General features: G+C 63.8%; 15 protein-coding genes. 5 read left to right on the top strand and 10 right to left on the bottom strand.

What is annotated here, in order from left to right; all coding sequences use genetic code 11:
* Positions 1-5: 5 nt before the first annotated feature.
* The 9 genes from dhaM to CIT25_RS09445 all read right to left on the bottom strand — a co-directional run bounded on the left by dhaM (position 6) and on the right by CIT25_RS09445 (position 8,085).
* The gene (gene dhaM / locus CIT25_RS09485) at positions 6-395 is read right to left on the bottom strand and encodes a dihydroxyacetone kinase phosphoryl donor subunit DhaM (RefSeq protein ID WP_027032790.1); all 390 of its coding nucleotides are present in this window, start codon (positions 393-395) and stop codon (positions 6-8) included.
* Positions 392-994: a dihydroxyacetone kinase subunit DhaL gene (gene dhaL / locus CIT25_RS09480; RefSeq protein ID WP_095485039.1), complete on the bottom strand. Its 603-nt coding sequence runs from the start codon at positions 992-994 to the stop codon at positions 392-394. Before dhaL ends, dhaM begins: the two co-directional genes overlap by 4 nt.
* A 29-nt stretch (positions 995-1,023) precedes the next feature.
* The gene (locus CIT25_RS09475) at positions 1,024-2,043 is read right to left on the bottom strand and encodes an ABC transporter ATP-binding protein (RefSeq protein ID WP_095484297.1); all 1,020 of its coding nucleotides are present in this window, start codon (positions 2,041-2,043) and stop codon (positions 1,024-1,026) included.
* Complete coding sequence (locus tag CIT25_RS09470) at positions 2,036-3,142, bottom strand: ABC transporter ATP-binding protein (RefSeq protein WP_095484296.1); 1,107 nt, start codon at positions 3,140-3,142, stop codon at positions 2,036-2,038. The genes CIT25_RS09475 and CIT25_RS09470 overlap by 8 nt, the downstream gene beginning before the upstream one ends.
* Positions 3,143-3,145: 3 nt before the next feature.
* Positions 3,146-3,349 (bottom strand): hypothetical protein, encoded by a 204-nt coding sequence (locus CIT25_RS09465; protein ID WP_095484295.1) that lies wholly within the window; start codon positions 3,347-3,349, stop codon positions 3,146-3,148.
* A 346-nt stretch (positions 3,350-3,695) separates the two neighbouring features.
* Positions 3,696-4,646 carry a carbohydrate ABC transporter permease gene (locus CIT25_RS09460; protein ID WP_095484294.1) on the bottom strand — a complete coding sequence of 317 codons (951 nt, stop codon included), beginning with the start codon at positions 4,644-4,646 and terminating at the stop codon, positions 3,696-3,698.
* Positions 4,643-5,590 (bottom strand): carbohydrate ABC transporter permease, encoded by a 948-nt coding sequence (locus tag CIT25_RS09455; RefSeq protein ID WP_095485038.1) that lies wholly within the window; start codon positions 5,588-5,590, stop codon positions 4,643-4,645. Before CIT25_RS09455 ends, CIT25_RS09460 begins: the two co-directional genes overlap by 4 nt.
* Positions 5,591-5,821: 231 nt before the next feature.
* The gene (locus CIT25_RS09450; RefSeq protein ID WP_095484293.1) at positions 5,822-7,153 is read right to left on the bottom strand and encodes an ABC transporter substrate-binding protein; all 1,332 of its coding nucleotides are present in this window, start codon (positions 7,151-7,153) and stop codon (positions 5,822-5,824) included.
* Positions 7,154-7,395: 242 nt separating this feature from the next.
* Positions 7,396-8,085: a PIG-L deacetylase family protein gene (locus tag CIT25_RS09445; RefSeq protein ID WP_095484292.1), complete on the bottom strand. Its 690-nt coding sequence runs from the start codon at positions 8,083-8,085 to the stop codon at positions 7,396-7,398.
* A gap of 26 nt (positions 8,086-8,111) precedes the next feature.
* Here CIT25_RS09445 and CIT25_RS09440 point away from each other — a divergent pair, with 26 nt between their 5' ends.
* From CIT25_RS09440 to nhaA, 5 genes are all read left to right on the top strand, one after another.
* Positions 8,112-9,002, top strand: a complete 891-nt coding sequence (locus tag CIT25_RS09440; protein WP_095484291.1) for a DMT family transporter — start codon at positions 8,112-8,114, stop codon at positions 9,000-9,002.
* A 94-nt stretch (positions 9,003-9,096) separates the two neighbouring features.
* Positions 9,097-11,559: an ATP-dependent helicase HrpB gene (hrpB, locus tag CIT25_RS09435; RefSeq protein ID WP_095484290.1), complete on the top strand. Its 2,463-nt coding sequence runs from the start codon at positions 9,097-9,099 to the stop codon at positions 11,557-11,559.
* 84 nt (positions 11,560-11,643) lie between these two features.
* Complete coding sequence (locus CIT25_RS09430) at positions 11,644-12,969, top strand: ActS/PrrB/RegB family redox-sensitive histidine kinase (protein ID WP_164759047.1); 1,326 nt, start codon at positions 11,644-11,646, stop codon at positions 12,967-12,969.
* A gap of 64 nt (positions 12,970-13,033) precedes the next feature.
* On the top strand, positions 13,034-13,597 hold the full coding sequence (locus CIT25_RS09425; protein WP_082982096.1) for an ActR/PrrA/RegA family redox response regulator transcription factor: 564 nt from the start codon (positions 13,034-13,036) through the stop codon (positions 13,595-13,597).
* Positions 13,598-13,691: 94 nt separating this feature from the next.
* A complete protein-coding gene (gene nhaA, locus CIT25_RS09420) occupies positions 13,692-14,888 on the top strand; it encodes a Na+/H+ antiporter NhaA (RefSeq protein WP_095485037.1) in 1,197 nt (398 codons plus the stop codon).
* 426 nt (positions 14,889-15,314) lie between these two features.
* Here nhaA and CIT25_RS09415 read toward each other — a convergent pair whose 3' ends face one another.
* Positions 15,315-15,815 (bottom strand): MmcB family DNA repair protein, encoded by a 501-nt coding sequence (locus CIT25_RS09415; RefSeq protein ID WP_095484288.1) that lies wholly within the window; start codon positions 15,813-15,815, stop codon positions 15,315-15,317.
* Positions 15,816-15,944: the final 129 nt, after the last annotated feature.

Here is a 15,944-nt window from a genome sequence, read left to right as displayed (position 1 = left end):
TTCATTCACGATGGCGATAATTCGTGTGCCGTCGCCACCACTTCCCTGAGCGAAGCGCCGCCGGAAGCTTCCGTCGCCGCCATCACCGCGCCCTCGACGATCGGCGCATTGCAGACGATGATCTTCTGCGCGCGCGGCTCGCCGATCATCTCGACCGCCATCTCGCTGTTGGTCTCGGCGCCGCCGAGATCGACAAGTATGGCGACACCCGCCTCCGACCAGGCCTTGTCGATGGCGCTCATGATCGCCTCGACATTGGTCCCCAGCCCGCCATGGCCGTTTCCGCCGCACCATGCAAGCGGCACTTCGTCGCCAACCATCTGGCGCACCATGTCCGCCGTGCCTTCGGCGACCAGCGGCGAGTGTGATACGATGACGATGCCGACATTGCTCATGCGTGCCCCTCGATGGTTTCGACAACGGCCCGCACCAGAAGCGCGACCGAGCGCCCGCCGGCATCCATATGGCCGATCGAGCGATCGCCGAGGAACGACGCGCGTCCGCGCAAGGCCTTCATCGGCACGGTGGCGTCGGCTGCCCTGTCGGCGGCGTCAGTGATTTCCGCCCCGGTCTTTCCCTGCAGCAGGGCGTCATGCACTGGCTGCAGCACGTCGAGCATGGTCTTTTGCCCGACTTGCGACTTGCCCCTCGCTGCCACCGCCTCGATTGCCTTGCCGAAAGCCGTAGCCAGATTGGCGCGATCCGGCTCTGCGGAAATCTCCTTGCCGAGCGCCATGAACAGCGTGCCGAACAGCGGTCCCGATGCCCCGCCCACCGTCATCACCAGCTTGGTGCCGATCGCCTTCAGCGCCTCCGGCAATGGCTTTGCAGCAAACCCCTCGGCCTCCGCCCGCACCGCCTCGAAGCCGCGCTTCATGTTCAGGCCATGGTCGCCATCGCCGATCGCCTGGTCGAGCGCGGTCAGTTCGTCCGCGTGGGCGGCAATCGTGTTGGCGGTGACGGATATCAGCGTCTTCAGGTCAACCTTGTCCATCGTCCCAGTCTTGTCCAGCGTCTCAGCGCTCATCGGTTTGCAATCCTGTTGCCGGCCTGGTCGAAGAACAGCGGCGCCCGGTAGCGGATAATCACCCTGTCGCCCTTTTCCAGTTGGATGTCGGGGTCGGTCAGCGTCACCAGCTTTCTGCTTCCCACCGTCACATGCAGGTGGTTCTGGTCGCCCAAATGTTCGACCCAGTTAACAACGCCGTCGGCGGGGCCATTCGATGCTTTGCCGATCGACAGATGTTCTGTACGCGCGCCGATCGTTTTGGTTCCCGCCGGCATGTCGCCATCCGGCAGCAGGCCGGTCGGCAACAGATTGATTGCCGGCTGGCCGAGCCTTGCGGCGACATGAAGGTTTGCCGGCTCGGAATAGATCGTCCGCGGCGTGCCGATCTGCACCAGCACGCCATCGGCGAGAATGCCGATGCGATCGGCCATCGTCATCGCCTCGATCTGGTCATGCGTGACATAAAGCATGGTGGCGCCGAGCTCGGCTTGGATGCGCTTCAGCTCGAGCCGGAGGTCGGCGCGCAGCTTGGCATCGAGCGACGACAGCGGCTCGTCCATCAGATAGATCGAGGGCTTGCGCACCAGGGCGCGCCCGATGGCGACGCGCTGCATCTCGCCGCCGGAAAGCTTGGTGGAGCGGTTGTTCAGCTTGTGGTGGATACGCACCATCTTGGCCACCTCTTCGACGCGGCGGCGCACCGCGTCCTCGCCCAGCCGCCGCGCAGGCGAGCGCAGCGGAAAGGCCAGATTGTCGTAGACCGACAGATGCGGATAAAGCGAATATTGCTGGAAGACGAAGGCGGTGTCGCGCTCGGCCGGCGAGAGTGCTGTTGCGTCGCGTCCGCCGATATGGATTGAGCCAGTATCCGGCCGTTCCAATCCGGCAATAAGCCGGAGCGTCGTCGTCTTGCCGGCCCCGGTCGGCCCGAGCAGCACGACGAATTCGCCATCGGTGACGTGCAGATCGAGAGCGTCCACCGCGATATGCTCGCCAAAGGCTTTGGTCACGCGTTGGATGTGCACGTCAGCCATGGCGGACCTCCGCGGTTGCGTCATGGATTGCGGTTCTCACCGCGCGGCCGGAGCCCTTTTCGAACAGCGACAGCCGTGCGCTGCTCAGCGCCAGGCCGACATGGTCGCCCGCATTGAGCCGGATTTCGGCCGGCACCCGCGCCTTGATGATGCCGCCGGATGTCTCCACCGCAACGATCTGCGTGGTGCCGAGATATTCGGTGCCATAGATGGCGCCGCGCAGCTTCGACGCGTCGTCGAAGCGGATGTGTTCCGGTCGGATGCCGAGCGCCATGTCGGCCGGCGCGATGTCCTCGCGCACCTCCGGCACCGCCACCTTGGCACCTTGCACCACTATCTCCCTGGCACCCTTTGAAAGCCCGCCGCCGAAGCCGAGAAAATTCATCGGCGGCGAGCCGATGAAATCGGCGACGAACATGGTAGCCGGCCGGTCGTAGATTTCGCGCGGGGTGCCGAACTGTTCGATGACGCCGTGGTTCATAACCGCGATCTTGTCGGCCATCGACATCGCTTCCATCTGGTCATGCGTGACGTAGACCGTGGTAGCGCGGATGCGGTTGTGCAGTTCGCGCAGCTCATGGACCATGAGATCGCGGAATTCGGTGTCGAGCGTGCCGAGCGGCTCGTCCATCAGGAAGCATTTTGGCCGCCGCACGATGGCGCGGCCGAGCGCGACGCGCTGGCGATCACCGCCGGCAAGGCCGGAGACCGATTTGTTGAGCAGATGGTCGATGCGCAACAGCTTCGCCGTCTCTTCGACGCGCTGGCGCATTTCGATGCCGGGCATGCCTTGCGCCAGCAACGGGAAGCCGATGTTCTTACGCACATTCATGTGCGGATAGAGCGCGAACAGCTGAAAGACGAAGGCGATGTCGCGCTCGCGGGCACGTCGCATGGTGACGTCCTCGCCGCCGAGCAGGATCTTGCCGCCGGTCGGCAGTTCGAGCCCGGCAATCATGCGCAACGTCGTCGTCTTGCCGCAACCCGACGGCCCCAGCATGACGAAGAACTCGCCATTCCCGACGACGAAGTTGGAATCCTGCACGGCGACGAAATCGCCGAATGCCTTCCTCAGATGCTCAACGCGGATTTCAGCCATCGTCTACTCCGGAAACTTCGAGACGATGATGAACATCGCCGTGCCGGCCAGCATGGTGACGAAGGAGTACGTGTAGAGCGACAGCGCGAAGGGCTGAAACAGCATCAGGAAGCCGATGGCGATGATCGCGGTGGCGATGTTTTCCATCAGCCCGCGGCGGAGCGCGCGCGGCCATGATGGTCTTATGGGAGCAACAGGACGCGTCATGCTCCACTCCCTTCCTTCTTCCCGTTCACGGGGCGAGGCGGTTGCCAGGTGGTTCCCCCACTCCGCCGCTGCTTCGCACCGCCACCTCTCCCCCCTCCGGAGGGAGAGGAAGGGAGTCTGGCTGAATTAAGTTCGCACCCTTCCTCTACGCCGTCGATCGGGGGAGAGGTGTCGAGCGAAGCTCGACGGAGTGGGGGTCGACCTGGCGCGGCGGGAGAAGATGTATGTGCCTGCTTGTCATACACGCTATCGCTAAACGGTAAGCGTTCGCAAATGTGTCGATCCCGTAGCCGTGGACGAGGAGAAGGGAAACGGTGGCACCGTCGGTTTCTTATTCCCACATCAATCATTTGCGCACCGCGCCGAAGGTGATGCCACGCAGCAATTGCTTGCGAAGCAGGATGGTGAACACCAGGATCGGCACCAGGAAGATCGTCGTGCCTGCAGCGACCGCCGGCCAGTCCTGGCCGCCTTCGCCAATGATGGTCGGGATGAAGGGCGGCGCGGTCTGCGCCGTGCCCGAAGTCAGCAGAGCGGCGAACGCATATTCGTTCCAGGCAAAGATCAGGCAGAAGATGGCGGTCGCGGCAATACCGGTGGTCGCCTGCGGCAGCACGGTGCGCCAGAAGGCCTGCAGCCGCGTATAACCGTCGATCATCGCCGCTTCTTCGTACTCGCGCGGGATCTCGTCGATGAAGCCCTTCAGCAGCCACACCGCAAGCGACACATTGACCGCCGTATAGAGCAGGATCATGCCGAGCGCGGTGTCCGACAGGCCAAGCTCGCGATACATCAGATATATGGGAATGGCGACCGCGATCGGCGGCATCATCCGCGTCGACAGGATGAAGAAGAGAAGGTCGTCGGCCAGCGGCACCTTGAAGCGCGAGAAGCCATAGGCCGACAACGTGCCGAGGAACACCGCGCAAAAAGTCGAGCCGAAGGCGATGATCAGCGAATTGACGAAGCGCGGCATGAAGTTGGACGGGCCGGCGATCACCATGTTGCGCTTGCGCGTGGTCTCGTCGCAGAAGCCGGTCGCCGGTCCAAGCGAGTTGATGTATTCCGGCGTCTGCCTTGTGCGCGTCGTGAACAGATTGCAGTAGCCTTCGAGGCTAGGCTGGAACAGGATCTTCGGCGGATACGCAATCGAATCCGGCGGCGTCTTGAAGCTGGTGGCGAAGATCCACAGCAGCGGCACGATCGAGATAAGCGCGTAAAGCACGATGATCGTGCCGGCGACGCGCTTCGACGTGGCCGAGGGTGCGACGACCGAATGGGCTGACGTCAGGCTCATCTCTGCTTCACCTTGTTGAGCGCCTTGACGTAGATATTGGCCAGCCCGAACACCGCGACGAAGAGGATGATGGCGAAGGCCGAGGAATAGCCCGTCCGCCAGCTTTCGAAGGCCTGCCGCTTCAGCGTGATTGAGGCGACTTCGGTGGTCGAGCCGGGTCCGCCGCCGGTGAGCAGGTTGACCATGTCGAACATCTTGAAGTTCTCGATGCCGCGGAACAGCACCGCCAGCATGATGAAGGGCAGCGCCATCGGCAGCGTGATCGACCAGAACTGCCGCCAGTTGGAGGCACGGTCGACCTCGGCCGCCTCATAGATGTATTCGGGGATCGAGCGTAAGCCCGCGAGGCAGATCAGCATCACGTACGGCGTCCACATCCAGGTGTCGACGATGATGATCGACCACGGCGCCAGCGAGACATTGGAGAGCATGCCGATCTCCGTTGCCGGAATGCCTGACACGAACGAGATGGCATAGGCGAACAGGCCGATCTGCGGCTCGTAGAGGAAGCGCCAGAAATTGCCGACCACTGCCGGCGACAGCATCATCGGCACCAGAATGATCGTCGTCCAGAAGGCATGGCCGCGAAACTTCCGGTCGATCAGCCAGGCCAGCGTGAAACCGATCAGCGTCTGCAGCAGGATGGTCCAGAACACGAAATGCGCCGTCGTCTGCATGGCGATCCAGATGTCCTGGTCGCCGAGTATGCGCTTGTAGTTGGCAAGGCCGACATTCTTCACCACCTCGTTGGGGCGGTTGGCGCGGTAGTTGGTGAAGGACAGATAGATCGCCCAGAACAGCGGAAAGATGTTGATGGCGAGCAGCAACAGGATCGTCGGCGAGATGAACAGCCAGGCGAGGCCCTTGTCGCTGATGCCCCGGACCTTGCGGGCCAACGGCTCAGGCGTGGCCCGGGCAACGCTGTCCGCAGTCCGATTGAGCATGGTCAGTCCCGCTTCGGTCACTTCAAGTCGTCTCGACATTGGAATTTATCTGAACTGTGTCCCGTGCCAAGGGCGGCACGGGACCAGAGCATGATGCCGAAAAGTGTTAAGCGGTTTTCGGACGACATCATGCTCACTCGCTCTTGGTCCGGGGCCGGATGATTTCGGGTCGGAGACCCGAAATCATCCGGCCCTGGGGTCGTGGCTCGGGAGGAGCCGGTCTCTCGCCGATTACATCTTGCCGTCGTCCTGGAAGACCTCGGTCCAGTCCTTGACCAGGCCGTCGAGCGCGTCCTTCGCCGAACCCTGGCCGGCCACGACATAGTCGTGGAAGCGCTTCTGCGACGCCTGCAGCAGCGGCGCATAGCTCGGCTCAGCCCAGAAGTCCTTCACGATGGCCATCGAGTCGAGGAAGGTCTGCGCATAAGGCTGGCTGGCCGGAAAGCTCGGGTCTTTCACGACCGCGTTGAGGCAGGAATAGCCGCCGAGCGACCACCATTTGGCCTGCACGTCCTTGTTGGCGAACCACTTGATGTATTTGAGCGCGGCTTCCTGCTTGTCGGAATAGGAAACCACCGAGATGCCCTGGCCGCCGAGCTGGGCGAACTGGTCGCCGTCGGGACCTTTGGGATTGGCGAAATAGCCAATCTTGTCGCCGCCGACATTCTCGTCCTTCTGCAGGCCTGGCCAGGTAAAGGCGAAGTTCATGTGCATCGCCACTTGGCCGGATTTGAAGGCATCGACGCCTTCGCCCATGTAGCTGTTCGAAGCCCCGGGAGGCGTGCAGCAGTCGTAGAGCGCCTTGTAGAACTCCAGACCCTTCACCGATTTCTCGGAGTTGACGAAGCCGTCCATCTCGTAGGGCTTGTCGGGGTTCTCGTATTTGAAGCCGAAGCTGTAGAGCACGTCCATGGCGCCCATGGTGATGCCTTCGGAGCCGCGCTCGGTATAGATCGACGCGCCGTACACGGTCTTGCCGTCGATCTCGCGCTTCTGGAAGAACTCGGCGATCTGCTTCAGCTGGTCGAAGGTCGTCGGCGCGGCGAGATCCCAGCCGTATTTCTCCTTGAATTCCTTCTGCAGTTCCGGCTTGGAGAACCAGTCCTTGCGATAGGTCCAGCCGACGACATCGCCCATGGCCGGCAGTGCCCAGTAGTTCGGCGTGTTCTTCGGCCATTCCGAATAGCCGACGACCGTGGCCGGCACGAAGTCGTCCATGCTGATCTTCTCCTTGTCGAAGAAGTCGTTCAGCTTGACGTAATGGCCGTTCTCGGCGGAGCCGCCGATCCACTGGCTATCGCCGATGATCAGGTCGCACAGCTTGCCCTTGGAATTCAGTTCGTTGAGAAACCGATCGGCATAGTTGGTCCACGGCACGAACTCGAATTTCATGCCGATGCCGGATTCCTTGGTGAAATCCTTGGACAGTTCCACAAGAGCGTTCGCCGGGTCCCAGGCTGCCCAGCAAAGCGTCAGATCTTCCGCATGCGCGACGTTCGAAACGGCTGTCGACGCAAACATCGCCGAGGTCAGTCCCAACGTCAGTTTCAAGGTCGATTTCATGCCTTCCTCCCATTTGCGAAACGCGCCCGGATGACGGTTTCAAAAACCTCAACCCCCCTCCTCAGGGGCCTAAACACTATGACGGGTTGAGCGCCGGATGTTTAGTAATTTGTTTAGTGATGCAATTTTTACTAAACAAGGCAAGCGAATTCGTCGCTGCACCGCAGCATGGCGCGTCGGCTCCGGGCGCTGGTTCAGGAAAGGCGGCTTCTGTCGGGTTGTCTGGCGCGCCGGGTGCCGGCTTATTTGACCGTTTTGGTGCTCACTGTCACCGGCCGGATTGCTGGGGCCGGCGGCAGCAGAGCGCGTATGTCGGCGAACGGGAAGACCGGCTCGAAGCGAAAGGCTTCGGCGAAGGAACCGGCTGCGCCATTGCACTGGCCGGCGCGAAACGCGTTCTGCGTGCGCGCCGCATCGACGAAACGTTCGGGATCCTGCGACTGATGCGCCCGGATCGCCATCGCCTTGCGATCGAAATGCCCTGATATGTCGACATAATGCGTCGGCGAAAAACCGGTACCGCCGAGCGTATCGGCATGCAGCACCGGGACTGCGAAAGACGCCGCGATGCGCACGCCGTCCGACAGCGCGCGGTGGTCGCCATGATAGTCGTTCGGCGCATGGGTGATCGCCAGGTCCGGCTTCACGTCGCCGATCAGCGTCTTCAGTGCCGCGATCAGCGCGGCGTCGGCAACCAGCGCGCCGTCCGGAAAATCGAGGAAGTGCGGTGTTGCGCCAAGCAGGTCCGCCGCCACAGCCGCTTCCTCGCGGCGGGCGCGGGCGAGCGGTTCCGGATCGCCCTTCCCACCCTTGGCGCCGTCCGTGGCTATCGCAAAAACCAGTTCTGCGCCTTGCGCGGCATAGGCTGCCATCGTACCGAACATGAAAATCTCGATGTCGTCCGGATGCGCACCGAGCGCCAGTATCTTCACCCTGCTCTCCCTGGAACTGGAAACACGTGACGAACGGAATTCTGCTCGCCCTGATCGCCTATGCAAGCTATTCATTCAACGATGCCGTTGTCAAAAGCCTGGGTGGGCAGTTCACGGTGTTCGAGATCGGGTTCTTCTCGACATTGTTTGCCGGCTTCTTTCTTCTCTTCACCCGGCTGAACGGCGAACGCTGGCGCGATTTCTGGCGCACGAAGCGGCCTTGGGCGGTTCAGGCCCGCGCCTGGGCCGGCATCGCGTCCGGCGTGCTCAGCGTCTATGCCTTCACCACCATCCCGCTGGCGGAAGCCTATGCGCTGATTTTCCTGGCGCCGCTCTGCGTCACCATCCTTTCCACCCTCATCCTCAAGGAGAAGGTCGGCCCTTGGCGATGGCTGGCGGTGGTCGCCGGCTTTGCCGGCGTCATGCTGGTCGTGCGGCCGGACTTTCGCGAGATGCATCTCGGTCACCTCGCTGCGTTCGGCGTTGCTTTCCTTGCCGCCGCCAGCATCATCCTGATGCGCTCGCTCGCGGCTGGGGAAAAGCGCACGACGATGCTCGGCGTGCTGATTGGCTACGGCCTGTTCTTCAACGGCATCGGTGCCGCGGCCACGTCATTCACGCTTCCGGACGCAAGGCAGCTGACCTGGTTGGTGCTGTCGGGTGCGTTCACGTCTTGCGGACAATTGCTTCAGCTTATGGCCGTGAAATACGCGCCAGCCAACCGGATCGCGCCGACGCATTATTCGCAGATCGTCTGGGCGGTCATCCTGGGCGCGCTGTTCTTCCAGGAATATCCCGATTTTCTGTCGCTTGTCGGTCTCGCCATCGTCGGTGGCTCCGGCCTTTTGACGATGGTGCGCGAGGAGGCGAGGTTGGGCACGGTGCGCTGGAACCCATTTTCGCGAACCCGGCTTTGAACTGGCCCGCTGCCGTCGGTTGCGCGGCGACCGCCACCGCTGATATGCCGACGCTGCGGACCTGCCGCGATTGGATGAGTACGTCCGTGGGACGATGACCAGAAAACCCTTGCCGGAACTCCCGGTCTCCGCCGTGCTGCCGGCGCTCAGCGAGGCGCTTGGCCATGGCAACAGCGCCGTGCTGGTGGCGCCGCCCGGCGCCGGCAAGACGACGCTGGTGCCACTGGCGCTGCTCGATGCAGCATGGCTCGGCACGGGCAAGATCATTCTGCTCGAGCCGCGCCGGCTCGCTGCCCGCGCCGCTGCCCGCCGCATGGCCGAACTGCTCGGCGAGGAGCCCGGCGAGACGGTCGGCTATGCCATGCGCATGGAAAACCGGACCTCGGCAAGGACGAAAATTCTTGTCGTTACCGAGGGCGTGCTGTCCCGCATGATCCTCGACGATCCGGAACTGCCCGGTGTCTCGGCGGTGTTCTTCGACGAATTCCACGAGCGCTCGCTCGACGGCGATTTCGGTCTGGCGCTGGCGCTCGATGTGCAAGGTGCGCTGAGGCCCGATCTGCGATTGCTGGTGACGTCGGCAACGCTCGACGGCGCGCGTGTCGCTCGCTTGCTTTCCGGCGCCCCGGTGATCGAGAGCGAAGGCCGCGCCTTTCCCGTCGATATCCGTTACGACGAACGGCCGGCCGGCATCGCCATCGAGGACGCCATGGCCAAGGCGATCCGCGCGGCCCTTGCCGAGGAGAGCGGCAGCGTGCTCGCCTTCCTGCCCGGCCAGCGCGAGATCGAGCGCACCGCCGAGCGGCTGCAGGGCCGCGTCAGTGCCGACACCGACATCGTGCCACTCTACGGCATGCTCGACGGCAAGGCGCAGGACGCGGCCATCAAGCCGGCGCCATCCGGCCGCCGCAAGGTGGTGCTGGCAACGTCGATCGCCGAAACCTCGATCACCATCGACGGTGTGCGCGTCGTCATCGATTCCGGTCTGTCGCGGCTGCCGCGCTACGAGCCGGCCAGCGGCCTGACGCGGCTGGAGACGGTGCGTGTCAGCAGAGCCTCCGCCGACCAGCGCGCCGGCCGCGCCGGACGCACACAACCGGGCGTCGCCATCCGGCTGTGGCGAGCCGAGCAGACGGCGGCACTTCCCGCGTTCACCCCGCCGGAGATCATCGAGGCCGATCTTTCCGGACTTCTGCTCGATTGCGCCGCCTTCGGTGTTGCCGATCCAACGAGCCTTTCGTTCCTCGATCCGCCGCCGGCCCCGGCGCTCAACGAGGCAAGGTCGCTGCTTCGTGCGCTCGATGCCATTGACGAGGCAGGGCGCCTGACGGAAGCGGGTGCTGCGATGCGCAGGCTGGCGCTACCGGTGCGGCTCGCTCACATGGTCGCCGAGGCGGCGAAGACCGGCCAGGCGTTCGAGGCGGCCATGCTCGCCGTGCTGCTCACCGAGCGCGGCCTTGGCGGCGACGGCGCCGACCTCGAACGCCGGCTGATGCGGTTCCGATCCGAAAGATCGCCGCGCGCCACATCGGCGCGGCAGCTTGCAGAGCGGCTGGCGAGGCAGGCCGGTGGCGGGAGAAACAATGAGCAGGCTTCCGCCGGCGCCCTCCTCATCCGTGCCTGGCCGGACCGTGTCGCCAGGGCGCGCGGCGAGCGCGGCCGTTTCGTGCTGGCCAACGGTTCGGGCGCCATGCTCGACACCGCTGATCCCCTGGCGGGCGAAACCTGGCTCGTCGTCGCCGACCTGCAGGGCAAGGCGCAGAATGCCCGCATCACGGCAGCAGCGGCGATAGATGAGACCGACATTCGCGCTTCGCTTGCCGACAAGATCGAGACCCGCGGGGAAACGAGCTTCGACCGCGACAGGCGCGCGGTGCGCGTGCGCGAAACCGTTCGCCTCGGCGCCATCACGCTATCCGAACGCATGCTGCCGGCGCCGGCCGGCACTGAGGCGGATCACGCGATCCTTGACGCCTTGCGCCAACACGGGCTGTCGCTTTTGCCGTGGGGCAAGGAGGCGGAAACGCTGCGCCAACGGCTCGGCTGGCTGCATCGCGGCCTCGGCGCGCCCTGGCCCGACGTTTCCGACGCCGCGCTCATCGACAGTCTCGACGATTGGCTGCTGCCGTACCTCTCTGGTGCGGCGTCGTTCGCCGCGATCGACCCGGGCGTGCTTTCGATCGGCCTCATGGCATTGGTGCCGCACGATCTCCAGCGCAGGATCGAGGCGCTGGCGCCGACCCATTTCGACGCGCCGTCAGGCAGTCGCGTGCCGATCCGCTATGACGGCGAATGGCCGGTGCTGGCGATCCGCGTCCAGGAGCTGTTCGGTCTCGACCGGCACCCTTCGATTGCCAATGGCACCGTGCCGCTGACGCTCGAGCTTTTGTCGCCCGCGCACCGGCCGATCCAGACGACGCGCGACCTGCCCGGTTTCTGGCGCGGTTCCTGGGCCGATGTGCGGGCCGACATGCGTGGCCGCTACCCCCGGCACGTCTGGCCGGAGAACCCGCTTCTCGCCGCCGCCACCAGCCGCGCCAAACCGCGTGGCAGCTGACGCAGACCGACCATGATCCGATCATGGTCAACAAGAAGACAGAAACATCTACCGCTTCTCCTTTCCCGGCTATAATCCTTGGTCATGATAAACATCCTGCAGGCGCCCGACTTCCAGCAAAGCCAGCGGCTGCGTCTCAACACGCTGATCAGGCTGCGCTGGCTCGCCATCGTCGGCCAGAGCCTGACGGTGCTCGTCGTTGCCTATGGGCTGAAATTTCCGCTGCCTGTCAGCCTCTGCTTCGCGCTGATCGCCTGCTCTGCCTGGATGAACCTGTTGCTGACCTTCCGCTATCCGGCAGCGCATCGGCTGACGCCGCTGCCGGCCTTTGCCATCCTGACCATCGACAGCCTGCAGCTTGCCGGCCTGCTCTACATGACCGGCGGCCTCACCAATCCGTTTTCGGTGCTGGTGACCGTGCCGGTGGTCATCTCGGCGACGTCGCTGCCGCTGCGCCTGACGGCCATCCTCGGCGCGCTGGTGATGGTGGCGGCGACCCTGCTGGTCTTCTTCCATCTGCCGCTGCCCTGGTATGAGGGCGCGCCGCTGGAGATGCCGTTCATCTATGTCGCAGGCATGTGGATGGCGGTGTTTTCCTCGATCGCCTTCACCGCGATCTACGCCTTCCGCGTGGCCGAGGAAGCACGCTTGCTCGCCAACGCGCTTGCCGCCACCGAGCTGGTGCTGCAGCGCGAGCAGCACCTGTCGGCACTGGACGGCCTTGCCGCCGCCGCCGCGCATGAGCTGGGCACGCCACTTGCCACCATCACCCTTGTCGTCAAGGAGATGGAGAAGGCACTTGGCAATGACCCGAAATACCGGGACGACGTGACCCTGCTGCGCTCGCAGAGCGAGCGTTGCCGCGAAATTCTCAAACGTCTCACCAGCCTCTCGTCTGAGGGCGAGGCGCATCTCTCCCGCCTGCCGCTGACCTCGCTGGTCGAGGAGATGACGGCGCCGCACCGTGATTTCGGCATCTCGATCAAGCTTCGTCCCGGCGAGCGCATCGGCCCCGAACCGGTAGGGCGGCGCAATCCCGGCGTCATCTACGGCCTCGGCAATCTGGTCGAGAACGCCGTCGATTTTGCCCGCAAGGCCGTCACCGTGCGCTGGAGCTGGAACGAGGCCGCCGTTACCTTCTCGATCACCGACGACGGGCCGGGTTTCCCTCCCGAAATCATCGACCGCATCGGCGAGCCCTATATGTCGACACGCCAGGGCACCGAGGCCGGCGGCGGCCTGGGCCTGGGGCTTTTCATAGCCAAGACCTTGCTGGAACGCTCGGGGGCCACGCTTGATTTCCGCAATTCAAACGAGCCGGGCGAGGGCGCCATCGTGCAGATATCGTGGCCACGCAGCGTCTTCCTCAATCCTGAATCGGCTTCGGCCACCATGTTTGACACGGCTTGAATTGGACAACAGCGCTCCAAAACGATATTTGCGTAAAAATCAGGCAGCAGGAATTTAGAAGACGATGAATGGCGACGAAACGATTGGCGCAATGGTTGAAGGCGAGGACACCTCGCTGTTGATCGTCGACGACGACAAGCCATTCCTCACGCGACTTGCCCGCGCCATGGAAACCAGGGGTTTCGTGGTCGAGACGGCCGAGAGCGTCGAGGAGGCGGTGGCCAAGGCGCGCGCCAACCCGCCCGCTTATGCCGTGGTCGACATGCGGCTCGCCGACGGCAACGGCCTCGATGTCGTCGCCGCCATCCGCGAGAAGCGCGACGACGCCCGCGCCATCATCCTCACCGGCTACGGCAACATCGCCACTGCGGTGACGGCGGTGAAACTGGGAGCCATCGACTATCTGTCGAAGCCGGCCGATGCCGACGACATTTTCGCCGCCCTAACCCGCACCGCTGGCGAACGCGCCGCACCGCCTGAAAACCCGATGTCGGCCGACCGTGTGCGCTGGGAGCACATCCAGCGCGTCTACGAAATGTGCGACCGCAACGTCTCCGAGACCGCGCGCCGGCTCAACATGCATCGCCGCACGCTGCAGCGGATACTCGCCAAGCGCGCCCCACGCTGACTAACGGCTGACTGACAGGCTGCTTGCCTCATTGCCGGGGCTTGCGCATCATCCTGCGACGTGATTCCGTCCGACCGGGACCATGAGAGGCGACATGCAGGACCAGAAACAGCGGCCGGTCTCCATTTTCCGCGAATTCCTCGACAGCGAGGCGGCCGGCGGCATCATCCTGATGGCAGCCGCGGCACTGGCGCTGATCGTCGCCAATTCGCCGCTGGCCGAAACCTATTTCGCCGCCCTTCACGCCTATCTGGGACCGCTCAGCGTATCGCATTGGATCAATGACGGCCTGATGGCCGTCTTTTTCCTGCTGGTCGGCCTGGAGATCAAGCGCGAGATGCTGGACGGACAGCTCTCGACTTGGCCGCGGCGCGTCCTGCCCGGCGTCGCCGCCGCCGGCGGCATGCTGGTGCCGGCACTTGTCTATGTCGCCATCAACCGCGACAACCCAGCCGCTCTGTCCGGCTGGGCGATCCCGACCGCTACCGACATCGCGTTTGCGCTCGGCGTGCTGTCGCTGCTCGGCAACCGCGTGCCGGGGTCGCTGAAGGTATTCCTCACCGCGCTTGCCATCATCGACGACCTTGGCGCGGTCGTCATCATCGCCGTGTTCTACACGAGCGGCCTGTCGCTCGCCTTTCTCGGCGCCGCTTTCGCGGTCATCGCTCTGCTCATCGCGCTCAACCGCATGGGCGTGCTGACGCTGCTGCCCTATCTCGTGCTTGGTGCCGTTCTGTGGGTGCTGGTGCTGAAGTCAGGCGTGCATGCCACGCTCGCCGGCGTGGCGCTGGCCCTGACCATACCCCTGAAGGCCACTCCGGGCATCAGCCATGATCTCGACCATTCGCCGCTGCATCGGCTCGAACACGGCCTGCATAACATCGTGCCGTTCTTCGTCATCCCGATCTTCGGCTTTGCCAATGCCGGCGTCTCGTTGGCCGGCCTGAGCGCAGCCGCTCTGGTTGAGCCGCTGACGCTGGGCGTCGCCGCTGGCCTCGTCGCCGGCAAGCTGGTCGGCGTGTTCGGCTCTTCAGCGCTTGCCATCCGGTTCGGCTTTGCCGATCTGCCGGTCAATGCCGGCTGGCTGCACATGGTCGGTATTTCGCTGCTCTGCGGCATCGGCTTCACCATGAGCCTGTTCATCGGCCTGCTCGCTTTCGCCAACAATGTCGAGCTGCAGGACGCGGTCAAGGTCGGCATCCTGGCCGGATCCTTCATCGCCGCGATCCTCGGCGCCGCCGTGCTGCTGGTCGCGCCGGCTGCGAACGGGGCGGACGAGGAAGAAGAATAGAAACTGGCTAGAGCAATTCCAGGAAAAGTGCGGAGCGGTTTTCCGTCCGGAATTGCGTAAAAACAAATATCTAGAGCGGTTCGGCGTTTCCGTGAAACGATGAAGTGCTCTAGGTCGAGATTGATCATCATTTCGCCATCGGGCGAAGCTGCTGATCTCCCCCCTTGCGGGGGAGATGCCCGGCAGGGCAGAGGGGGGTGCTGTCCCTCCGACCTGCCAAACCTATCGCAACAAAACCCCTAAGACTGTTTCCCGATTGGGGTGTGTTGAGCTGAAAGTTGGCAATCCTTCCCACCCCCCTCTGTCCTGCCGGACATCTCCCCCGCAAGGGGGGAGATCGGATGCCGCTTAGGCTTTCGCCAACTACGAACGCTGGCAGTCGGGTAGGCAGCGCAAAGCACTGTATCCAGATAGTTCGAACGTTCTCTACTCGCTCTCCCCCTCCAGCGCCGGCACCGAGACACCAGCGAGTTCCGCCGCGAGCAGCCGTGAAGCACCGGCCCGTGCGATCCTCAGCATCAGCGCCTTGCGCGTCGCCGCCGCCATGCGGTGCTCGGGCGCATCGCGCAGGATTTCGGCGCCGTAGCCGTCGGAAAGGATAAAACCGCATTCCTGCGGAAAGATTTCCGAGGGCACGCCGGGATGGGTGGCGAAGAAGAAGCGGTCGGAGTGCAGCCGGTAGTCCGGCCATTTGCGGTCGACCCTGAAATCCTCGATCGAGGATTTGATCTCGATGATCCAGATGTCGCCCTGGCGGGTCAGCGCGACGAGGTCGGCGCGGCGCCCGGTCGCCAGCGACAGTTCGGGCAGCACATGCGCGCCCATTTCCTTAAGCAGCCGCTGCACGCCGCGCCGCACGAGCATCGCGCGCTCCGACTGACGGCCATCGATGAGCGGGTTGAGAGGGACAGGCGAGATGATTGGCATGGCGGCACCATGCCAGATTTTGTTCACGGTTTGAACCCGCTTTCTTCAGGCGATTATATATTTGACAAACCCGGCACCCTGTAGGAATATAATCCTGACAGGCCGGCAACCCGAAGGAACAAGGACATG

It is taken from the genome of Mesorhizobium mediterraneum, assembly GCF_002284565.1.
Classification (GTDB): domain Bacteria; phylum Pseudomonadota; class Alphaproteobacteria; order Rhizobiales; family Rhizobiaceae; genus Mesorhizobium; species Mesorhizobium mediterraneum.
This window is presented reverse-complemented; position numbering and strand designations above follow the sequence as displayed.